The organism is Acinetobacter tjernbergiae DSM 14971 = CIP 107465 (genome assembly GCF_000374425.1).
Taxonomy (GTDB): Bacteria; Pseudomonadota; Gammaproteobacteria; order Pseudomonadales; family Moraxellaceae; genus Acinetobacter; species Acinetobacter tjernbergiae.
Genome location: NZ_KB894387.1, coordinates 1 through 5,659 on the forward strand (window position 1 = coordinate 1; position 5,659 = coordinate 5,659).

General features: G+C 48.4%; 2 tRNA genes and 3 rRNA genes. All 5 read left to right on the forward strand.

Features of this window, described 5'->3' with window-relative positions:
- Positions 1-350: 350 nt before the first annotated feature.
- Positions 351-1,888 (forward strand): 16S ribosomal RNA (locus C502_RS0117590).
- A gap of 59 nt (positions 1,889-1,947) precedes the next feature.
- Positions 1,948-2,024: transfer RNA gene (locus C502_RS0117595), tRNA-Ile, on the forward strand.
- Between the two features lie 55 nt (positions 2,025-2,079).
- Positions 2,080-2,155, forward strand: a tRNA-Ala gene (locus C502_RS0117600).
- Positions 2,156-2,498: 343 nt separating this feature from the next.
- Positions 2,499-5,391, forward strand: a 23S ribosomal RNA gene (locus C502_RS0117605).
- Between the two features lie 205 nt (positions 5,392-5,596).
- Positions 5,597-5,659: ribosomal RNA gene (gene rrf / locus C502_RS0117610) — 5S ribosomal RNA — on the forward strand; the annotation flags it as partial.

The following is a 5,659-nucleotide window of genomic DNA, read 5'->3' on the forward strand; positions in this document are numbered from 1 at the left end:
CTGTAGAATGCACATCCATCGGCGGTGATGCAGATAAAAACTTGTTGAGAAACAAGGATTTGGCTTAAAGGTTGGATTCTTGGAAAGATTGGTAGGTTTTGAAAATATCTAAATTACCTGTTGACTTTAGTTGAAATTAGAGTAACATAGCCGACCTAGCTTGATGATGACGAATCATCGAGAAGATCATTAAGAGAATAGAAGAACAACTTGTGTGGATTTTTACTGATTGATCGATCGAAAATATTTCATTGATTGAATGGTAAAAATTTCTCGAAGTTTATTTGAGCGAATTTTTAGTCAGAAAATTGATGAGCCAAGATTTGTAGCCATAAGCTACTAATGATTTTAAACTGAAGAGTTTGATCATGGCTCAGATTGAACGCTGGCGGCAGGCTTAACACATGCAAGTCGAGCGGAGATGAGGTGCTTGCACCTTATCTTAGCGGCGGACGGGTGAGTAATGCTTAGGAATCTGCCATTTAGTGGGGGACAACATTTCGAAAGGGATGCTAATACCGCATACGTCCTACGGGAGAAAGCAGGGGATCTTCGGACCTTGCGCTAAATGATGAGCCTAAGTCGGATTAGCTAGTTGGTGGGGTAAAGGCCTACCAAGGCGACGATCTGTAGCGGGTCTGAGAGGATGATCCGCCACACTGGGACTGAGACACGGCCCAGACTCCTACGGGAGGCAGCAGTGGGGAATATTGGACAATGGGCGGAAGCCTGATCCAGCCATGCCGCGTGTGTGAAGAAGGCCTTTTGGTTGTAAAGCACTTTAAGCGAGGAGGAGGCTACTTAGATTAATACTCTAGGATAGTGGACGTTACTCGCAGAATAAGCACCGGCTAACTCTGTGCCAGCAGCCGCGGTAATACAGAGGGTGCGAGCGTTAATCGGATTTACTGGGCGTAAAGCGTGCGTAGGCGGCTGATTAAGTCGGATGTGAAATCCCTGAGCTTAACTTAGGAATTGCATTCGATACTGGTCAGCTAGAGTATGGGAGAGGATGGTAGAATTCCAGGTGTAGCGGTGAAATGCGTAGAGATCTGGAGGAATACCGATGGCGAAGGCAGCCATCTGGCCTAATACTGACGCTGAGGTACGAAAGCATGGGGAGCAAACAGGATTAGATACCCTGGTAGTCCATGCCGTAAACGATGTCTACTAGCCGTTGGGGCCTTTGAGGCTTTAGTGGCGCAGCTAACGCGATAAGTAGACCGCCTGGGGAGTACGGTCGCAAGACTAAAACTCAAATGAATTGACGGGGGCCCGCACAAGCGGTGGAGCATGTGGTTTAATTCGATGCAACGCGAAGAACCTTACCTGGCCTTGACATAGTAAGAACTTTCCAGAGATGGATTGGTGCCTTCGGGAACTTACATACAGGTGCTGCATGGCTGTCGTCAGCTCGTGTCGTGAGATGTTGGGTTAAGTCCCGCAACGAGCGCAACCCTTTTCCTTATTTGCCAGCGAGTAATGTCGGGAACTTTAAGGATACTGCCAGTGACAAACTGGAGGAAGGCGGGGACGACGTCAAGTCATCATGGCCCTTACGGCCAGGGCTACACACGTGCTACAATGGTCGGTACAAAGGGTTGCTACCTAGCGATAGGATGCTAATCTCAAAAAGCCGATCGTAGTCCGGATTGGAGTCTGCAACTCGACTCCATGAAGTCGGAATCGCTAGTAATCGCGGATCAGAATGCCGCGGTGAATACGTTCCCGGGCCTTGTACACACCGCCCGTCACACCATGGGAGTTTGTTGCACCAGAAGTAGGTAGTCTAACCGCAAGGAGGACGCTTACCACGGTGTGGCCGATGACTGGGGTGAAGTCGTAACAAGGTAGCCGTAGGGGAACCTGCGGCTGGATCACCTCCTTAACGAAAGATTGACGATCGGTAAGAATCCACAACAAGTTGTTCTTCGAAGATGTATCTGAGGGTCTGTAGCTCAGTTGGTTAGAGCACACGCTTGATAAGCGTGGGGTCACAAGTTCAAGTCTTGTCAGACCCACCAAATCTGATTGCAGTAGCTTAGATTGAAAGATATGTCGTTCATTAAGTGATAAGCTGGGGACTTAGCTTAGTTGGTAGAGCGCCTGCTTTGCACGCAGGAGGTCAGGAGTTCGACTCTCCTAGTCTCCACCATGTACTTTACGGAGTACAAGCTAAGAAGATTATAGAGTTTAGTGAATACAGTCCAAGTTGACTGGTTTATTAATCTCTGTGATTTATCACAGTTTACTACTCACCGACGAGGTGGTAGTTAATCATTAACAGATTAGAAAATTGAGTCTGAAATAAATTGTTCAAACTCGATTCATTCGAAAGAATGTAATTGAGAACTAGCAAATTAACTGAATCAAGCGTTTTGGTATATGAATTAGATTGAAGCTGTATAGTGATTAAATTCACAGACAACAGATAGTAGCAATTAAGTTTGCAACGATAACACTCACTTGTATGTGTTAACGACTGTTTGGGGTTGTATAGTCAAGTAATTAAGTGCATGTGGTGGATGCCTTGGCAGTCAGAGGCGATGAAAGACGTAATAGCCTGCGAAAAGCTCCGGGGAGGCGGCAAATATCCTATGATCCGGAGATTTCTGAATGGGGGAACCCACCCGCTATAAGGCGGGTATCATAAACTGAATACATAGGTTTATGAAGCGAACGAGGGGAAGTGAAACATCTCAGTACCCTTAGGAAAAGAAATCAATTGAGATTCCCTTAGTAGCGGCGAGCGAACGGGGAGCAGCCCATTAAGTTGTGTGTGTTCTAGTGGAACGCTCTGGGAAGTGCGAACGTAGAGGGTGATATTCCCGTACACGAAAGGGCACACACAATGATGACGAGTAGGGCGAGGCACGTGAAACCTTGTCTGAATATGGGGGGACCATCCTCCAAGGCTAAATACTCCTGACTGACCGATAGTGAACCAGTACCGTGAGGGAAAGGCGAAAAGAACCCCTGTGAGGGGAGTGAAATAGATCCTGAAACCGCATGCATACAAGCAGTGGGAGCCGACTTGTTCGGTGACTGCGTACCTTTTGTATAATGGGTCAGCGACTTACATTCAGTAGCAAGGTTAACCGAATAGGGGAGCCGTAGAGAAATCGAGTCTTAATAGGGCGTTTAGTTGCTGGGTGTAGACCCGAAACCAGGCGATCTATCCATGAGCAGGTTGAAGGTTGGGTAACACTAACTGGAGGACCGAACCCACTGTCGTTGAAAAGCCAGGGGATGACTTGTGGATAGGGGTGAAAGGCTAATCAAGCCTGGTGATAGCTGGTTCTCCCCGAAAGCTATTTAGGTAGCGCCTCGGACGAATACCATTGGGGGTAGAGCACTGTTTCGGCTAGGGGGTCATCCCGACTTACCAAACCGATGCAAACTCCGAATACCAATGAGTACTATCCGGGAGACAGACTGCGGGTGCTAACGTCCGTAGTCAAGAGGAAAACAATCCAGACCGCCAGCTAAGGCCCCAAAATCATAGTTAAGTGGGAAACGATGTGGGAAGGCATAGACAGCTAGGAGGTTGGCTTAGAAGCAGCCACCCTTTAAAGAAAGCGTAATAGCTCACTAGTCGAGTCGGCCTGCGCGGAAGATGTAACGGGGCTAAAACTATGTGCCGAAGCTGCGGATGCATAATTTATTATGCGTGGTAGGGGAGCGTTCTGTAAGCCGATGAAGGTGTATTGAGAAGTATGCTGGAGGTATCAGAAGTGCGAATGCTGACGTGAGTAACGACAAAACGGGTGAAAAACCCGTTCGCTGAAAGACCAAGGGTTCCAGTCCAACGTTAATCGGGGCTGGGTGAGTCGACCCCTAAGGCGAGGCCGAGAGGCGTAGTCGATGGGAAATTGGTTAATATTCCAATACTTCTGTGTAATGCGATGAGAGGACGGAGAAGGTTAAGTCAGCCTGGCGTTGGTTGTCCAGGTGGAAGGTTGTAGGCATGCATCTTAGGCAAATCCGGGGTGCTCTATGCTGAGAACTGATAGCAAGCTGTACTTGTACAGTGAAGTGGCTGATACCATGCTTCCAGGAAAAGTCTCTAAGCTTCAGTTACACAGGAATCGTACCCGAAACCGACACAGGTGGTCAGGTCGAGTAGACCAAAGCGCTTGAGAGAACTCTGCTGAAGGAACTAGGCAAAATGGTACCGTAACTTCGGGAGAAGGTACGCTGTTGTCGGTGATGGAACTTGCTTCCTGAGCTGATGACAGCCACAGAAACCAGGCCGCTGCAACTGTTTATTAAAAACATAGCACTCTGCAAACACGAAAGTGGACGTATAGGGTGTGATGCCTGCCCGGTGCTGGAAGGTTAATTGATGGGGTTAGCGTAAGCGAAGCTCTTGATCGAAGCCCCAGTAAACGGCGGCCGTAACTATAACGGTCCTAAGGTAGCGAAATTCCTTGTCGGGTAAGTTCCGACCTGCACGAATGGCATAATGATGGCGGCGCTGTCTCCAGCAGAGGCTCAGTGAAATCGAATTCGCCGTGAAGATGCGGTGTACCCGCGGCTAGACGGAAAGACCCCGTGAACCTTTACTGCAGCTTGACATTGAACTTTGACCTTACTTGTGTAGGATAGGTGGGAGGCTTTGAAGTTGGAACGCTAGTTCCAATGGAGCCGTCCTTGAAATACCACCCTGGTAATGTTGAGGTTCTAACTCTGCCCCGTAATCCGGGGCGAGGACCATGTCTGGTGGGTAGTTTGACTGGGGCGGTCTCCTCCTAAAGAGTAACGGAGGAGTACGAAGGTGCGCTCAGCGTGGTCGGAAATCACGCGTAGAGTATAAAGGCAAAAGCGCGCTTAACTGCGAGACCCACAAGTCGAGCAGGTACGAAAGTAGGTCTTAGTGATCCGGTGGTTCTGTATGGAAGGGCCATCGCTCAACGGATAAAAGGTACTCTGGGGATAACAGGCTGATACCGCCCAAGAGTTCATATCGACGGCGGTGTTTGGCACCTCGATGTCGGCTCATCTCATCCTGGGGCTGAAGCAGGTCCCAAGGGTATGGCTGTTCGCCATTTAAAGAGGTACGCGAGCTGGGTTTAGAACGTCGTGAGACAGTTCGGTCCCTATCTACCGTGGGCGCTGGAAATTTGAGAGGATCTGCTCCTAGTACGAGAGGACCAGAGTGGACGAACCTCTGGTGTACCGGTTGTCACGCCAGTGGCATCGCCGGGTAGCTATGTTCGGAAGGGATAACCGCTGAAAGCATCTAAGCGGGAAGCCTACCTCAAGATAAGATTTCCCTAGGAATTTATTCCTCTAAAGAGCCGTTCGAGACTAGGACGTTGATAGGTTGGGTGTGGAAGCACGGTGACGTGTGAAGCTGACCAATACTAATTGCTCGTGAGGCTTGACTATACAACACCCAAGCAGTTGTATACTAAAGCTTAAATCGATTCAAATCCAAACAGTCAGAAGTAAATCAACTGATTGAACTTGATTTAGTTGAAATACTAGTTACAATACAGACCAATTATCTAATCCGTTAATAACTCTTTGGTTCGTAAGTAAGGCATACATTATTAAGTAATGTGAATAAGACCCCAAAGCACCACAACAGTTTGCTGGCGACAATAGCAAGAGTGAACCACCTGATCCCTTCCCGAACTCAGAAGTGAAACCTCTT